The 14,483-nt window shown below is 69.1% G+C and carries 12 protein-coding genes, 2 tRNA genes and 1 pseudogene; 6 read left to right on the top strand and 9 right to left on the bottom strand.

All coding sequences use genetic code 11. From position 1 onward, the window contains the following. Positions 1 to 36 precede the first annotated feature (36 nt). Positions 37 to 1,005, top strand: a complete 969-nt coding sequence (locus tag AB0J72_RS08695) for a hypothetical protein (RefSeq protein WP_363396346.1) — start codon at positions 37 to 39, stop codon at positions 1,003 to 1,005. Between the two features lie 14 nt (positions 1,006 to 1,019). Here the strand turns inward: AB0J72_RS08695 and AB0J72_RS08690 are convergent, their stop codons facing one another. Both AB0J72_RS08690 and AB0J72_RS08685 read right to left on the bottom strand, forming a co-directional pair. After that, a complete protein-coding gene (locus tag AB0J72_RS08690; RefSeq protein ID WP_363396343.1) occupies positions 1,020 to 2,615 on the bottom strand; it encodes a methyl-accepting chemotaxis protein in 1,596 nt (531 codons plus the stop codon). A gap of 557 nt (positions 2,616 to 3,172) precedes the next feature. Further along, complete coding sequence (locus tag AB0J72_RS08685; RefSeq protein ID WP_363396340.1) at positions 3,173 to 4,735, bottom strand: methyl-accepting chemotaxis protein; 1,563 nt, start codon at positions 4,733 to 4,735, stop codon at positions 3,173 to 3,175. A gap of 84 nt (positions 4,736 to 4,819) precedes the next feature. On the opposite strand from AB0J72_RS08685, the gene AB0J72_RS08680 reads away from it, so the two are divergent. Beyond that, positions 4,820 to 5,275: a hypothetical protein gene (locus AB0J72_RS08680; RefSeq protein WP_363396337.1), complete on the top strand. Its 456-nt coding sequence runs from the start codon at positions 4,820 to 4,822 to the stop codon at positions 5,273 to 5,275. Between the two features lie 15 nt (positions 5,276 to 5,290). Here the strand turns inward: AB0J72_RS08680 and AB0J72_RS08675 are convergent, their stop codons facing one another. After that, the gene (locus AB0J72_RS08675; RefSeq protein WP_363396334.1) at positions 5,291 to 6,064 is read right to left on the bottom strand and encodes an aldo/keto reductase; all 774 of its coding nucleotides are present in this window, start codon (positions 6,062 to 6,064) and stop codon (positions 5,291 to 5,293) included. 34 nt (positions 6,065 to 6,098) lie between these two features. On the opposite strand from AB0J72_RS08675, the gene AB0J72_RS08670 reads away from it, so the two are divergent. Next, on the top strand, positions 6,099 to 7,457 hold the full coding sequence (locus AB0J72_RS08670; RefSeq protein ID WP_363396331.1) for a GH1 family beta-glucosidase: 1,359 nt from the start codon (positions 6,099 to 6,101) through the stop codon (positions 7,455 to 7,457). 68 nt (positions 7,458 to 7,525) lie between these two features. Next, a complete protein-coding gene (locus AB0J72_RS08665) occupies positions 7,526 to 7,921 on the top strand; it encodes a hypothetical protein (protein ID WP_363396328.1) in 396 nt (131 codons plus the stop codon). Between the two features lie 3 nt (positions 7,922 to 7,924). On the opposite strand, the gene AB0J72_RS08660 is transcribed toward AB0J72_RS08665, so the two are convergent. The 4 genes and pseudogenes from AB0J72_RS08660 to AB0J72_RS08645 form a co-directional block, all read right to left on the bottom strand. Continuing rightward, positions 7,925 to 8,416, bottom strand: coding sequence for a hypothetical protein (locus AB0J72_RS08660; RefSeq protein WP_363396325.1), 492 nt, complete (start codon positions 8,414 to 8,416; stop codon positions 7,925 to 7,927). A gap of 20 nt (positions 8,417 to 8,436) precedes the next feature. Further along, positions 8,437 to 8,586: pseudogene (locus AB0J72_RS08655) on the bottom strand (leucine-rich repeat domain-containing protein); the annotation flags it as partial. Further along, positions 8,550 to 9,182 (bottom strand): hypothetical protein, encoded by a 633-nt coding sequence (locus AB0J72_RS08650; RefSeq protein ID WP_363397101.1) that lies wholly within the window; start codon positions 9,180 to 9,182, stop codon positions 8,550 to 8,552. The gene AB0J72_RS08650 and the pseudogene AB0J72_RS08655, both read right to left, overlap by 37 nt. Positions 9,183 to 9,222: 40 nt before the next feature. Beyond that, positions 9,223 to 9,317, bottom strand: a tRNA-OTHER gene (locus AB0J72_RS08645). 217 nt (positions 9,318 to 9,534) lie between these two features. On the opposite strand from AB0J72_RS08645, the gene AB0J72_RS08640 reads away from it, so the two are divergent. Next, complete coding sequence (locus AB0J72_RS08640; RefSeq protein ID WP_363396323.1) at positions 9,535 to 11,877, top strand: hypothetical protein; 2,343 nt, start codon at positions 9,535 to 9,537, stop codon at positions 11,875 to 11,877. 765 nt (positions 11,878 to 12,642) lie between these two features. Here AB0J72_RS08640 and AB0J72_RS08635 read toward each other — a convergent pair. After that, positions 12,643 to 12,714 (bottom strand) — tRNA-Val (locus AB0J72_RS08635). An 87-nt stretch (positions 12,715 to 12,801) separates the two neighbouring features. Beyond that, positions 12,802 to 13,266: a peroxiredoxin gene (locus tag AB0J72_RS08630; RefSeq protein WP_363396320.1), complete on the bottom strand. Its 465-nt coding sequence runs from the start codon at positions 13,264 to 13,266 to the stop codon at positions 12,802 to 12,804. Positions 13,267 to 13,313: 47 nt separating this feature from the next. Between AB0J72_RS08630 and AB0J72_RS08625 the strand changes: the two genes are divergently transcribed. After that, the coding region (locus AB0J72_RS08625) for an Hsp70 family protein (RefSeq protein WP_363396317.1) at positions 13,314 to 14,483 on the top strand (1,170 nt) is incomplete at its 3' end.

Raw genomic sequence — 14,483 nt, 5'->3', positions numbered from 1 at the left:
CCCCAGCCGCGGCATTCCCGGCAGGCGAGGACCCTCATGGCACTGGCGCTCAACCTGCTCGACGGCACGGCGTTCAACGGCCTGACCATCGCGCTGACGGTCGCGAGCCTGGTCCTCGCCGTCATCTCGGCGCGCCTCGGGTATTCGGCGCTGCTACCGCCGAAGCGGCGGATCGCGGTCCGGTTCGGCACCCCGGCGGCGTTCCTGCGGGCCGGGTCGCTCACGGTCCAGCACGGCGGGACGCCGGTCGCCGACCCGTTCGTGGTGTGGGTCATGGTCCGCAACACGGGCCGGCACGACATCCCCCGGGAGCAGTTCAGCGCCGGCAGCCCGATCACGCTGGACCTGACGGCGCCGGTGGTCGAGGTGATGAACCTCGACCCGGCGGGCGCCGGGCTCGAAGCGACCGCCAGCGGCACGTCGGTGCGCCTCGCACCCGGGCTGCTGCGCCGGGGATCCGCGGTCCAGCTGCAGGTGCTGACGGCCGGCGAGCCCGCGCTCCACCGGCACAACCTCTCGTCGCCGCTGGTGGACACCGCGGTGGTCTGGGAAGCGGTCGAGGACATTCCGGAGCGCTCCGCCCGCTCCGCCCGCCAGGCCATGCTGGCGGCGCTGACGGCCTGCGTCGTGGGGGTCATCGCCGCGGTGTCGCTCATCGCCGTGACGAGACCGCTCCAGGAGCAGACCCGCGAGCTCGCCGCGACGACCGCCGAGCTGCGGCGGGAGCTCGACACGAAACCCGAGCTGCGACTCACGCCGGGCACCGTGGCGCGCAACGCGGACGTGCACGTCCACGTCTCGGGGCTGCGGCCCGGCGCGCACCTGCTCGTCCGGATCGGCGCGCAGACCCTGGAGCAGGGGCGCGCCGACGCGAACGGGGAGTTCGACGTGGTGGCCACGGTCAAGGACGGGCCGGCGGACCGTACCGTCGCCGTCGTCAACGTCGTCGCGCAGGAGTACGTGACGCACCGGGCCGCGATCGGGCCGCTCATCGTGGTCGGGTAGGGCGGCGCGCCGTCTCACACCCGGAAGCGGCCGACCGTCTCGTTGAGGTCCGCCGCCATGCGGGCGAGCGAGTCGGCGGTCGCCCGGGACTCCTCGACCGTCTGGCTCGTCGACTCGGCGGCGTCGGCCACGCCACCGATCGTGCGGGCGATCTCGTCGGCGCCGGCGGCGGCCTCCGAGACGCTCCGGCTGATCTCGCCGGTCGTGGCGGTCTGCTCCTCGACCGCCGAGGCGATCGTCGTCTGGTAGTCGCTGATCCGGTCGGTGATCTGCGAGATCCCCTCGATGGCGGCCACCGCCGCGGACGTCTCCGCCTGGATCGTCTGGATCCGGGCCGCGATGTCCTCGGTGGCGCGGGCGGTCTCCTGCGCGAGGTCCTTCACCTCGGAGGCGACGACCGCGAACCCCTTGCCCGCGTCGCCGGCCCGGGCCGCCTCGATCGTCGCGTTCAGGGCCAGCAGGTTCGTCTGCTCGGCGATCGAGGTGATCACCTTGACGATGTTGCCGATCTCCGACGACGACTCGCCCAGCCGGCCCACGATGCCCGTCGTCTCGCGCGCCGAGGCGACGGCCTCGCCCGCCACGGTCGCCGCGTCGCCGGCGCTCGAGGCGATCTCGCGGATCGCGGCGCCCATCTCCTCCGCGGCGGCCGCGAGGGTCTGCACGTGGTTCGACACCTCCTGGGCCGCGTGGCGCACCGCGCCGGCCCGCTGCGCGGTCTGCGCGGCGCCGCCGGCGAGGGTGTCGCCGAGGTCGGCCATGTTCCGCGACGACCCGCCGAGCGCGGCGGCGTTGCTGCTGATCGTCGTGACCGCGGTGAGCATGCTGCCGATCGCCCGGTTCAGCGCCGACGCCATCTTGCCGACCTCGTCGCGCCCGCCGACGTCGGTGGTGCGGGTCAGGTCACCGTCGGCCACCCCCTCCAGCACCCCCGTGACCCGGCGCAGCGGGCCGACGACCGCGCGGGTGACCAGCCACGCCACGCCGAGGCCGAGCAGCAGGCTGACCACCGCGCCACTGGCGAACAGCCAGTTGGTGCTGTCCCGCCGGTCGCGCAGCGCCTTCGCCTCCGCGGCGGCGGCGCCGGCCTGCCCGGCCACGAGGGTCTCGAACCGCTTGTTCATGTCGTCGGTGAGCTGCTCCGACTTGTTGTAGCCGTTCCAGAACCCGTCCAGGTCGTTCTTGTCGGCGGCCGGCAGCACCTCGGTGTCGCGGATCTGCACGTACGACGCCCAGTCCTTGCGCAGGCTGTCGAGGCTGGCCGGGTCGGCGGTCTCGCCGGCGTACCGCTCCATCGAGGCGGCGATGGAGGCGTCGAGGTTCTGCATCTGCTCCTTGTGCTTCGCCCGCCACTCGGCGTTGGAGATGAAGTACTTCACCGTCGTGTTCAGGTCCGCCAGCACGTCCGCGCGCAGCTGGGCGAGCGTCTGCGTGGGCCGGACCCCGTCGTCGTACACGGTCTGCCCACCCGCCGCCAGCCGATTCAGCCCCGCGATCCCCAACCCGACCACGACCGCGGAGGTCACCATGACGATCAGCACCACACCGAAGATCTTCACGCCGACCGGCACGTCCCCGATCCGCCCCCGCCCACCTGTGGTCGCGCTCATCCGAATGCCCTCCAAGGCGTTTACTCCACTTATCGAACGTTTCGCCCAGGATCTGAGCTTCCCCGCCCTCAGCGTTGCCCGACCTGGCCGAGGAAGCCCGGCGGGTGCGATCATCACGGGATGCCGCGTCCGCGAAAGGACCATGCCGCGTAGGCGGCCGAAAGACCTCCGTCCGCTGGTTCCTCACTGGACCGAGCGGCACGAGGACTGCTCCAGAATCTCCGGACTGTCGGGAAGCGCGCAGGGCGTCATCGCGCGACTGGAACGGTCCTGGTCCTGGCCTCGCGCGACGGCGTATGCGCTTCGTCGCTGGCCGAAGCTCGTCCACCGACCTGGACAGCCGCCGCGCGACGAGACACCACTGGGATGCGGTGTCCGGGCCTGCTGCCCGGAACCACCGGACGTGCGCGCGGTGCTCGAAGCCGTGCTGCGCGCGCTGCCGCGGAACGACGCCCGAAGACTCCGCCGGCGCATGGCCGTCCTCAGCAGGACGCAGAAGGTGATGTGGCCGGACTAGGGCACACGCACCGTAGGGCCACGCGCATACGGAAGGTACGTCAGTAGCGGAACGTCTGGACGATGGCGCGGAGGCTGCCGGAGAGTTCGGCCAGGCTGCCGGCGGCGCGGTCGGCTTCGGTGAGGCCGGAGGTGGTCAGGTGGACCGAGGTGGCCACCTCGCCGATGGTCGAGGCGACCTGGTTGCCGGTGGCCGCGGCCTGCTCGACGCTGCGGCTCATCTCCTCGGTGGTGGCGGACTGCTGCTCGACGGCGGAGGCGATCGTCGTCTGGTATTCGTTGATCTGGGCGATGATGGCGCTGATCTCCTCGATGGCGGAGACGGCGCCGGTGGTGTCGGACTGGATGGCGGCGACGCGGCGGCTGATGTCGTCGGTGGCGCGGGCGGTCTCCTGGGCGAGGTCCTTGACCTCGGAGGCGACGACCGCGAAGCCCTTGCCCGCGTCGCCGGCGCGGGCGGCCTCGATGGTGGCGTTGAGGGCCAGGAGGTTGGTCTGCTCGGCGATCGAGGTGATCACCTTGATGACGCTGCCGATCTCGGCGGAGGAGTCGCCGAGCTTGCTCATGACGGTGTTGGTGGTGCCGGCGACCTCGACGGCGCGGCCGGCGACGGTGACGGCCTGGGTGGCGCTCTGGGCGATCTCGCGGATCGAGGCGCCCATCTCGGTGGCGCCGGCGGCGACGGTGGAGATGGCGCCGGACATCTCGGTGGCGAGGGTCGCGACGGCGGCGGCCTGGCGGGCGCCGGTGGTGGCGCCCTCGGAGCTCGCGCGGCTGGTGGTGGCGAGCTCCTCGGAGGCGCTGGCGAGGACCGCCGAGTGCTCGGCGAGGGTCGCGACGGTGCGGCGCAGGTTGCCGGTCGCGGTCCGCAGGTCGGCGGCCATCCGGCCGACCTCGTCGCCCTGGTCGACGTCGGGGTCCTGGGTGAGGTCGCCGTCGGCGACGGCGCGCAGCACGTGGGAGACGCGGCCGAGCGGCTGCACGATGAGCCGGGCGATGTAGAGCGCGAGCGCGACGGCCAGGGCGAGCGCGACGACGAGCAGGGTGACGACGCTGCGGCGGACCGAGGAGACCGTGTCGCTGAAGTCCCGGCCGGCGACGAGGGCCTGGTCGGCGCGGGTGATCTCCTTGTCGAGGAGGGTCTCGTACGACTTGCGCAGGTCACGGTTCGGCCCGAAGGCGGCGGTCACGGCGGCCGCGCGGTCGGTCGTGAACAGCGTGAACTCGGCCTGGAGGGCGGCGAACCAGGCGTCGGTCGCGGCCTGGATCTCCTCGACGGCCTGACCGGACGGGGCGAGCCGGCGGGCGGTCGCGAGCTCGGCGTCGACGCCGGTCTTGCGACCGAGGGCCTCGTCGCGGAACTGCGTGTCACCGCCGAGCAGGTAGCCGCGCTCGTCGTTCGCGGCGGTCTTGGCGGTCAGCGCGGCGGAGTGCAGCGCCGCGATGTACGGCGCGGCCCGGCCGACCTCGTTGTTGCGCGTGTCGCTCAGACCGGAGATGCCGGCGAGGGCGACGATCCCGGTGGCGGCGGTCCCGGCGACCGCCACCGCGGCCACGAACAGGATCTTGGTGTACAGGCGGCGGGAGCCGAGCCAGCGGCGCATGACAGACGTCCTTTCGGATGTTCTGTCCGGCTGAACGACCGACGGCAGGGACACCTGAGGAAAACGGTGCGCGAAGATGTCGCCGTGAACAGTTGGGTCCCGTTCCGCCGCTCGGACCCCGCGCGGGTGGTCGACCTCGTGCGCGCCGTCGCGGCCGCCCGCGACCCCGGCGAGCACGGCCAGGGGGTCGAGGTCGTCGTCGAGGCGCCGAGGACCCGCTGGTGGCGGGCGCTGTTCAACCGCGACGACACCCTGGCGCAGGCGAGGATCGTGGTCACCAGGGAGGGTGGCGAGGTGCGGCACCCCTTCGACATCCAGCTCGTCACGGCGCACGGCGCGGCCGCCGCGCACCGCCTGGGCCGGCGGGCGGGGTGGGCCGTCAGCAACTCCGCCGGCCTGGCATTCCTCATCCAGAAGGGGCCGGAGCCCGACTACGACGAGCTGGTGACCGGCGCGGTCGAGGCCCTGGCCAAGCTGCGCCGCCAGCCCCGCGACGGAGGCTGGCGGGCGCGCGTTGACCGGGCCGTACAGAGGAACTAGGAAAAAACGGGTGGCCTAGAGCGAACCGACGGTCGCCAGCTCCTCGGCGGTCAGGGAGAAGGAGAGCACCGACAGGTTCTGCTCCATCCGGTCCCGGTGCGTCGACTTCGGGATGATGACGATGTCGTGGTGCAGCTGCCACCGGAGCACGACCTGCGGCACCGTCACCCCGTGCGCCTCGGCGATCGCGACCAGCCGCGGGTCGTCCAGCGGCGTGTTCTTCAGCGAGCTGTACCCCTCGACGACCACCCGCCGGTCGCGCATGTCGGCGAGGAAGCGCTCGTCGTGCTCGCCGGGGCTCCACGAGACCTGGTTGACGACCGGGGTCTCGCCGGTCTCCTTGACGAGCTCGTCGATGAGGGCCGCGTCGAAGTTGCTGACCCCGATGGTGCGGGTCAGGCCGGCGTCGCGCAGCTGCTGGAACGCCGCCCACACCGGCACGGACCTGCCCCGCGACGGCGGCCAGTGGATGAGCCACAGGTCGACGGCGTCGACGCCGAGCGCCTTGAGGCTCGCCTCGATCGTCTGCCGCTCGCGGCCCGCCTGCGACGGCGGGAGCTTCGTGGTGATGAAGACCTCGGAGCGGTCGACGCCGCTGTCGCGCAGCGCCCGGCCGATCTCCTCCTCGTTGCCGTACATGGTCGCGGTGTCGATGTGCCGGTAGCCGACGTCCAGCGCGGTGCGGGTCGACTCGTACGCGGACGCTCCGGTGATCTGCCAGGTGCCGAAGCCGATCGTGGGCAGCTGCACGCCCGGGGCGAGCTCGGCGGTCGGGATCTCGTGTGCCATGGCCCAATACTGCCGCAGCCGGTAGCGTGCGATCATGTCGGACTTTCCAAAGAACTTCCCCATGGGGTTCCAGTTCGGTGTGTCCACCGCCGCGTACCAGATCGAGGGCGCCGCGGAGGAGGACGGCCGCGGGCTGTCCATCTGGGACACGTTCAGCCGCACCCCCGGCACGACCCGCGGCGGTGCCACCGGCGACGTGGCCTGCGACCACTACCACCGGTGGGAGTCCGACCTCGACCTGATCCAGGAGCTGGGCGCGACCGCGTACCGGTTCTCGATCGCGTGGCCGCGCATCCAGCCGACCGGCGACGGCCCCGCCAACGCCGCCGGGATCGCGTTCTACGACCGGCTCGTCGACGGGATGCTCGCCCGCGGCATCGACCCGGTCGCGACCCTGTTCCACTGGGACCTGCCGCAGGCCCTGCAGGACCTCGGCGGGTGGGGCAACCGCGACACCGCGATGCGCTTCGGCGAATACGCGGAGCTCGTCGGCGAGGCCCTCGGCGACCGGGTGAAGTTGTGGGTGACGCTCAACGAGCCGTACATCCACCTCGTGCTCGGGCACGTCCTCGGCATCCACGCGCCCGGCCAGCAGCTCGGCATGGACCTGCTGCCGGTCATCCACCACCAGCTCCTCGGCCACGGCCTGGCCGTGTCGGCGCTGCGCCGGGTCTCGTCCTCGCCGATCACCCTCGCCAACAACTACTCGCCGGTGTGGCCGAAGAGCGAATCCGACGAGGACCAGGCCGCCGCCATGTTCTACGACCTGGTGCAGAACCGGCTCTTCACCGACCCGGTCCTGCTCGGCGAGTACCCGCCGATCGTCGAGGCCCTCACCACCGCCGACATCGACTCGATCGTCATGGACGGCGACCTGCGGGTCATCTCCCAGCCGATCGACGCGCTGGGCGTCAACTACTACAACCCGAGCCTCATCAGCGCCCCGGTCGAGGGTGAGGACCTCCCGTTCAGCCGCCTCGACATCACCGGCTACCCCACCACCGACTTCGGGTGGCCCGTCGTGCCCTCCGCGCTGAAGGATCTCCTGGTGCAGTTGCGGCAGGTGTACGGCGACCGCCTCCCGCCGATCTGGATCACCGAGAGCGGCTGCTCGTACGCGCCGGTCGACGACCAGTTCCGCATCGACTACCACGCCGGGCACCTCGCCGCCGTCCGCGAGGCCGTCGAGGCGGGCGTCGACGTCCGCGGCTACTGCGCGTGGTCCCTGCTGGACAACTTCGAGTGGGCCGCGGGGTACGACCAGCGCTTCGGCCTCGTCCACGTCGACTTCGAGACGCAGGAGCGGACGCGGCGGGCGTCGTTCGCCTGGTTCCGGGAGGTTTGCACCTCAGCTGCACCCCGCCCGGACTTGCAGGGCGAACCGACCGGATGACATCGTCGATGCGGGGCAATCCGTAGCGTTGCGCAGGTCAGCAGTGCGCAGCGTTGGGAGTCGTCGTCGTGACCGAGCAATACGCCGGAGCCCTCCTCTACCTGGTCCCGGTCGTCGTGGCGGCGATCGTCGCGTTCGTGGTCACCAGGCCGGAGAAGGACGAGCCGGCCGCCACGGACGCGGTCCCGGCGGCGCCCCGCATCCCGGCGCAGCGGGTGCACACGCCCGCGCCGGCGGTTTCGACGTACACCGGCAGCAACCGCCGCATGCAGCAGATGCCGCAGCAGTCGCCGACGCTCCTGCACGCCGCGCTCTCCTCGCACCTGGCCGCCGTGTCCCGCACCGCGACCTCCACCTCCGCGCCGCACGCCGCTCCGTCGATCCGCCCGGCCCGGCTCGTCTCGATCCGCCGCCCGGCCCGCATCCCGCGGCGCCCGCTGCACCAGTGCCCGCACAAGCTGTAGCTCCTACAGGTGCTGCATGCCGGTCTCGACGTCGATGTGGCTCTGCGGTGACAGCCGCAGCTGCGGCCGCTTGCGCGCGCCGACGGCCTGCTTCCGCCGCCCGACCGTCAGGTGGAAGTTGACGAGGTACGCCCCGTCCTCCCGCCGCAGCGTGCTCAGCCCGAAGTGCTCCCGCATCCCGCACAGCCGCGGACTGTGGCAGTCGACCCACAGGTGCAGCCCGTTCTCCCCGTGCACGACCGGCGCGACCCGGACCGCGACGGCCTCCCCGACGAACGCCGTCCCCCAGTCGCCCGCGTTCCGGCACGGCGCCTCGCCCTTCATGACCGAGACGTGCGGCCGCGCCGCCGGCTTGAGCTCCACGCCGTCCTCGACCAGCGCCAGCAGCTCCGCGTGGGCCTCGTCCGGCACGCTCAGCAGGTACCAGCCGGGCTCGTAGGCGACCGTGCCGACGAACTGCGGGCCGTCGAGGTAGTCCTCCAGCCGTGCGGACATCGCCGCGCCCTCCCTGCTTGTCAGTTGGCGGGTGTTTTCGTGTCGACCCCGGTCTCGGACAGGTCCAGGTGGGTGAGGTCGGGGAGCCAGGCGGGGACCGCGGTGATCGGGTTGCCGGCGAGGTAGAGGCCGGTCAGGGCCGGGAGGCCGCGGACGCACCCGGGCACCTCGGTGAGCGCGTTGTCGTCGAGCCAGAGCGTGGTGAGTGCGGTGAGGCGTTCAGTTGTTCCGGCAGGGCCGTGAGCCGGTTCCGGTCCAGGGCGAGCCGGACCAGCGCGGTCAGGTCACCGACCCACTCCGGCACGGCCGTGAGGCGGTTGTCCGACAACCAGAGGCCGGTGAGCCCGCGCAGCCGGCGCACGGCCGGTGGCACCTCGGTGAACGCGTTCTCGAACAGGTGCAGGTTCCGCAGCGCCGCCAGGTCGCCGAAGGACTCCGGCAGCGCGGTCAGGCCGTTGCCGAACAGGTGCACGTCGGTGAGCGCGGTGAGCTCCCCGAACCAGTCCGGCAGCCGCCCGAGCCGGTTGTGCCCCAGCTGGAGCCCGGTCAGCCCGGTGAGCCGCCGCAGCGACCCCGGCAGCTCGGTGAGCCGGTTGCACGACACGCTCAGCGTGGTCAGCGCGGGCAGGTCCCCGATCCAGTCCGGCAGCCCGGCGAGCGCGTTGCCGTCGAGGTGGAGCTCGGTGACCCCGGACAGATCCCCGGCCGGGACGGGCAGCTCGGTCAGCCCGCGCGACGTCAGGTCCAGCGTGGTGGGGCTCGGCACCGTCAAGGCCTTCTCGACCGCGTTGATGTCAGATGTGTACTGGTGGGCACGGTTGGGTTCGAACCAACGACCCCCCGCTTGTAAGGCGGGTCTTCTGTCGCAGGTCAGCGCCCATAATCCGCAACGGGCGTGCCCTCCGCGTGCCCTAACACAACTGCCCGCCCCTTGAACGCGCCCAGGAGCGAAGCAAAGATCCAGACTTGCGTCGGCCGAGAGCGCAGCGAGCTGTCCACCGACACGGCACAACCGGAGAATCGATCCGGCGGGACAGGACTGCTGAAATATCATGGCCCGCGGATGGCCCGGAAGGCACCAGACAGGGCAACTAATGATCTTCGACAGGGAGGGTCAAATGTCCGACAAAGCCCTAGCGGCAGCGACAGGTTCACCCTACTTCGCTCTGCACACGCTGGGATGGCGGGCGTTCCAAGATCTATGTGCAGCCGTGTTGCGCCACGTGTGGGGCCAGTCCGTCCAAGCCTTCGCCGACTCCAACGATGCTGGCCGCGATGGCGCATTCTATGGCGACTGGTCACCCGCCTTAGGAGGCGCCGTCGATTCAATCCCACATGGCCCTTTCGTTCTACAGTGCAAACACAGTAAAAACCCCGACTCAACCCTGTCGGAGTCGATGCTACAAGACGAGTTCAAGAAAACTGAGATCCTGGTTCGACAGGGGCTCTGCTCATCTTACATATTGCTCACCAATTCTAGAGTCACTGGCGCCGCCGAGGGTAAAATTCGAAAAAGACTTCTCGAAGCCGGTGTGAAGCACCCGCTGGTGCTAGACGGTCAATGGATCAGTGACATAATTGCGACGCATCGCGGTCTTAGAATGTTCGTCCCCCGTGTGTATGGCCTCGGGGACCTTTCGCAAATACTTGACGAGCGCGCATATCAACAGGCATCAACCATCCTTGCGGCAGAGCAAATCTCATCGTTCGTTCCAACCGCCGCCTACAAGCAGGCAGTGACCGCGCTTAGCGATCACGGGTTCGTTCTACTACTTGGCGAGCCGGGCGTAGGAAAATCTGCTATCGCCCTTATGCTCGCGATCGGCGCAGCCGATCGCTGGAACGGCTTGGTAGTGAAGGCGCGCGATTCGCGCCAGCTCATCCAGCAATGGAATCCTAACGAAAAAGACCAGCTATTTTGGGTTGATGACGCATTTGGGACGGTTCGCCACGAGGAGCGACTAAGTGAAGAATGGTCGCGAGATATGCCTCATGTCATGGGCGCAATACGAAACGGTGCACGAGTCATTCTGACTTCACGGAGCTATATCTACAGAGAAGCCCGACCCCTGCTGAAGACTTATGCTTATCCACTACTGCGTGAGCAGCAAGTAACCGTCGATGTAGCCGATATCACTCCAGCAGAGCGCCAGCAAATGCTGTACAACCATCTCGCACGCGGGGACCAACCCTCTACTGTGCGAGCGCAGATGAAGCCTCATCTGAAAGCAGCCGCGGCGGTGAATCCGTTCCTCCCCGAAGCGGCCCGTCGGCTTGGCCTACAGGCATTCACACGTAACCTCAATTTGAACAGGTCAAGCATCACCACCTTCATCGCCCGTCCTCATGAGTACCTGCAAGACGTCTACGATCAACTAACCGCGTCGTCGTTGGCGGCATTGGCTCTCGTTTACAGCGCCGGGTCACACGGAGTCTCCAGCACATTGTCCCTGAAGCGTCGACAACGGCGTGTTATAGAGTCCGTCGGAGCAACGGTTGGAGAAATCGGACTTGCATTTACATTCCTGAATGAATCATTCCTTAGATTGTCTCAGGACCGATTCGGTAATAGTGTCTGGAATTTCAGGCATCCGACATTGCAAGAAGGTTTCGCCACTTGGCTGTCACGACAGCATCACTTGGTACCCGTCGTGCTAGAAGCCATGGATGACAACTCCTTACTTGACAGCACTGACGCCATGATCGCAGATGCAACACCTGTTCGCGGAACGGTGCTGCGACTCCCTCCGACTCTATACGCCACAGCATCGAGGCGAATGCTTCGTCTTTTCGAGGAGTGGCCAGATGGATCTTGTTGGACGGGGAGCGCATTGCGATACCTTGCCCACCGCAGTAGCGATGAGATGTTAAGAACGTATATCGCTGTTGATCCCCTATTTGCCGGGAGACTTCTCGAATTCGACGCTTTCGCTTCGTTCGTCCAAGAGCCTTTATTGCTAAGCCGCCTTCACTCGATGGGCCTACTATCAGACGATGATCGGCGAGCCGCCTGCAATCGGATGGCGTACCTCGCAATTAACTATTTGGACGCCGCCTGGCTTGAAGATGAGCCATGGAAGATCCTTCTGGCGCCTCACGAACGCGAGCGACTTCTTGCATACGTTCGAGCGAAGATTCTCCCAGTTATCGACAGAATGATCGATGAAGACTGGCCGGCTCGTGCATTTTGGAGGAGCCACGATGAGGACGGCGATTCCCCAGTGGCAGACCCTGTAGAACGCGCATTGAATTTATACCTAGGCGCGTTCCGTCAGGAAGGGGATGCTGAGGCTGTCGATGCTTTCTCGCGTGCTAGCCAGAAGTATCAACAGATTCGGCGAACCTCCGAAGCGGACGCATGGGACAGCATTCAAGAGCCTCCAATTAGTCCGGCCGATGCCCAACCTGGAGACGGCGGCAACAATGCAGGGGAACGCAGCGTATTCTCGGACCTCGACTAGACACCTAAGCGATGTGAGCCATCGCTTATCACCCGATCTGCATTGGATCATGTTCCGATGATGGTCTTGGGGAGCTTCGCAGACGAGCCGTGCGCGGAGGCGATTTCCGCATCCCGCCCGTCGACGGCGTGCATGTACCGGTACGCCGCCACCGTCAAGGCGCCGCGCTTCGCGCGCCGCAGAGGCCGTGCGTGGCGAGCACGCGTACGGCAGTTGGAACTCCGGCGTTGAGTGGCGTTGATTTGGGCTCCGCGATGTCCGCCGTGGCGCGGACCGTAGCTCCCGCGGCGTTGCCCTCCGCGTGTAGTTGCACTCTCGCCTCCCGGCGGGGGCCTCTGGCTCCGGGGTGGTCGCTCCGCTCCCGCACCGTCGTCCAGGTCGAGCCGAGCAGACCGGGGCCGGTCACGCCAGGCCAAGCCGCTTCGCGGTCGCCTTCGGCGAGCCTGGCGCAACCGACCCCGCCCCGCTCCCTGGTAGGTGGACGACGGCATACGGGAGGCTCCGCAGCGAGTCGGGGGAGTGGCAGGAGGGCTCGTGATGTCCTCAGGAACGCCGCCCGCACTCGGCCTGCTGGCGGCGCAAGCGCCGGCATCGGCCGGCGCGGCGGCTACATAGGACTAAGGAACAGCAGCATCCCGCCGTGCCCCCGGCGTGCCCCAGCCCCGGCGAACCACGGTCAAGCGAATAGTCTGCCGGGCAAGGTCGACCGGATGACACTGGAACGGAAAACGGCCCCCACCTGGGCGGGAGCCGTTCCTGGTCCGGTGGGCACGGTTGGGTTCGAACCAACGACCCCCCGCTTGTAAGGCGGGTGCTCTTCCACTGAGCTACGCGCCCCGAACTGCTGTCACGGCGACGCGAACCCGGGTACCCCAGGATGCTACCTGCCGCGCCTCATCCGCCCCAGTCGGTATCAGGTCTGTATCAGCTCTGCAACGATGCGATCGCTGTGCGCCACCGGTCCTGGTCGCGGGCCTGACCTGGGCCATTGACCTCGGTGAACCTGATGACGCCGGTCGAATCGATGAGAAACGTGCCACGGTTGGCGAAGCCGGCCTTGTCGTTGAAGACGCCGTACGCCTGGGCGACCGCGCCGTGCGGCCAGAAGTCCGACAGGAGAGGGAAGTCATATCCTTCGCGGTCCGCCCACACCTTGTGGCTGTACGGCGAGTCGACGCTCACCGTGAGCACCTGGACGGCCGGGGACTGGAAGTCGGCGATCTCGTCCCGGACGGAGGCGAGTTCGCCCTGGCAGGTGCCGGTGAAGGCCAGCGGGTAGAAGACCAGGAGCACCGCCTTCTGCCCGCGGAAATCCGACAGGCGGACCTCTTGATTGTTCTGGTCCTTGAGCGCGAAGTCCGGCGCTTCGGCACCGACGTCCAGGGTCATGGCACGAGCATGCCACTTTGTCGTACCGGGGGCCTACACTCGCCCGCATGACTGCCGGTCCACGTCTGGGCATCGACTTCGGGACCTCCCATACCGTTGCGCTGCTTGCGTGGCCGGATGGGCGGGTCCGCCCTCTGCTGTTCGACGGTTCGCCGTTGCTGCCGTCCTGCGTCTATGCGCAGCCAGACGGGCAGGTCCTGGTGGGCCGCGACGCGGTGCACGCCGCGCGGGTCGACCCGGCGCGGTTCGAGGCGAGCCCGAAGCGCCGCATCGACGACGGCATGGTGCTGCTCGGCGACCGCGAGTTCACGGTGCCGGCGCTGATCGGGGCGGTCCTGTCGCACGTCGCGGCGGAGGCCAAGCGGGTCGCCGGCGGGCAGATCGGCGCGGTGACGATGACGCACCCGGCGGCGTGGGGCGTGTCGCGGCGGCTCGCGCTGGTGGAGGGCGCGACGATCGCGGGGCTGCCGCAGCCGGCGCTCATGCCCGAGCCCGTCGCCGCCGCGCACTACTTCGCGGGTGTCTTGCAGCGGCCGCTCACCGCTGAGCAGGGCCTGCTCGTGTACGACTTCGGCGGCGGCACCTTCGACGCGAGCGTCGTGACCCGGGCGGGCGACGGGTTCGATGTCCGGGCCGTCGACGGCATCGACGACCTGGGCGGCATCGACCTCGACGCGCTGATCGTGGACCACGCGAAGCGCAAGCTGGAGGACCCGCCGGTGTGGGCGCGGCTGGAGAGCCCGCAGACCACAGAGGACCGGCGGCACCGGCGGCTGCTGTGGGACGACGCCCGGGTGGCGAAGGAGATGCTGTCCCGGACCCCGGCGACCGGGCTGCACGTGCCGATCGCGGCGGCGGACGTCGAGATCACCCGCGAGGCGTTCGAGGACCTGGCCCGGCCGATGCTGGAGCAGACGGTCCGCACGACGGCGGCCGTCGTGCGCTGGGCGGGCCTGGACAACAGCAAGCTCGCCGGGCTGTTCCTCGTCGGCGGGTCCAGCCGCATCCCGCTCGTGGCGACGCTGCTGCAGAAGGAGCTCGGCGTCGCGCCGACGATCATCGAGCAGCCCGAGATGGTGGTCGCCGAGGGCAGCCTCCGCGCCTGGGTCAACGTCGGCGTGCAGCCCGGCATGGCGCCGCCGCAGTCCGGGCCTCCGGCCGGGTCCGGCGGGCCTGTGCCCGGCGGGGGACCGGCGGGTCAGGTGCCCGGTGTCGCG

Source organism: Dactylosporangium sp. NPDC049742, from assembly GCF_040674675.1.
GTDB lineage: Bacteria > Actinomycetota > Actinomycetes > Mycobacteriales > Micromonosporaceae > Dactylosporangium > Dactylosporangium maewongense.
Note: the sequence above shows the minus strand (reverse complement) of the source record. Positions and strands in the feature narration are given on the sequence as shown.

What these genes read in the sequence shown, in the direction of transcription:
- AB0J72_RS08685 (WP_363396340.1), bottom strand. Translation starts at nt 4,735, where the DNA reads ATGCGCCGCTGGCTCGGCTCCCGCCGCCTGTACACCAAGATCCTGTTC.
- AB0J72_RS08675 (WP_363396334.1), bottom strand. Translation starts at nt 6,064, where the DNA reads ATGGCACACGAGATCCCGACCGCCGAGCTCGCCCCGGGCGTGCAGCTG.
- AB0J72_RS08630 (WP_363396320.1), bottom strand. Translation starts at nt 13,266, where the DNA reads ATGACCCTGGACGTCGGTGCCGAAGCGCCGGACTTCGCGCTCAAGGAC.
- AB0J72_RS08690 (WP_363396343.1), bottom strand. Translation starts at nt 2,615, where the DNA reads ATGAGCGCGACCACAGGTGGGCGGGGGCGGATCGGGGACGTGCCGGTC.
- AB0J72_RS08640 (WP_363396323.1), top strand. Translation starts at nt 9,535, where the DNA reads ATGTCCGACAAAGCCCTAGCGGCAGCGACAGGTTCACCCTACTTCGCT.
- AB0J72_RS08670 (WP_363396331.1), top strand. Translation starts at nt 6,099, where the DNA reads ATGTCGGACTTTCCAAAGAACTTCCCCATGGGGTTCCAGTTCGGTGTG.
- AB0J72_RS08660 (WP_363396325.1), bottom strand. Translation starts at nt 8,416, where the DNA reads ATGTCCGCACGGCTGGAGGACTACCTCGACGGCCCGCAGTTCGTCGGC.
- AB0J72_RS08695 (WP_363396346.1), top strand. Translation starts at nt 37, where the DNA reads ATGGCACTGGCGCTCAACCTGCTCGACGGCACGGCGTTCAACGGCCTG.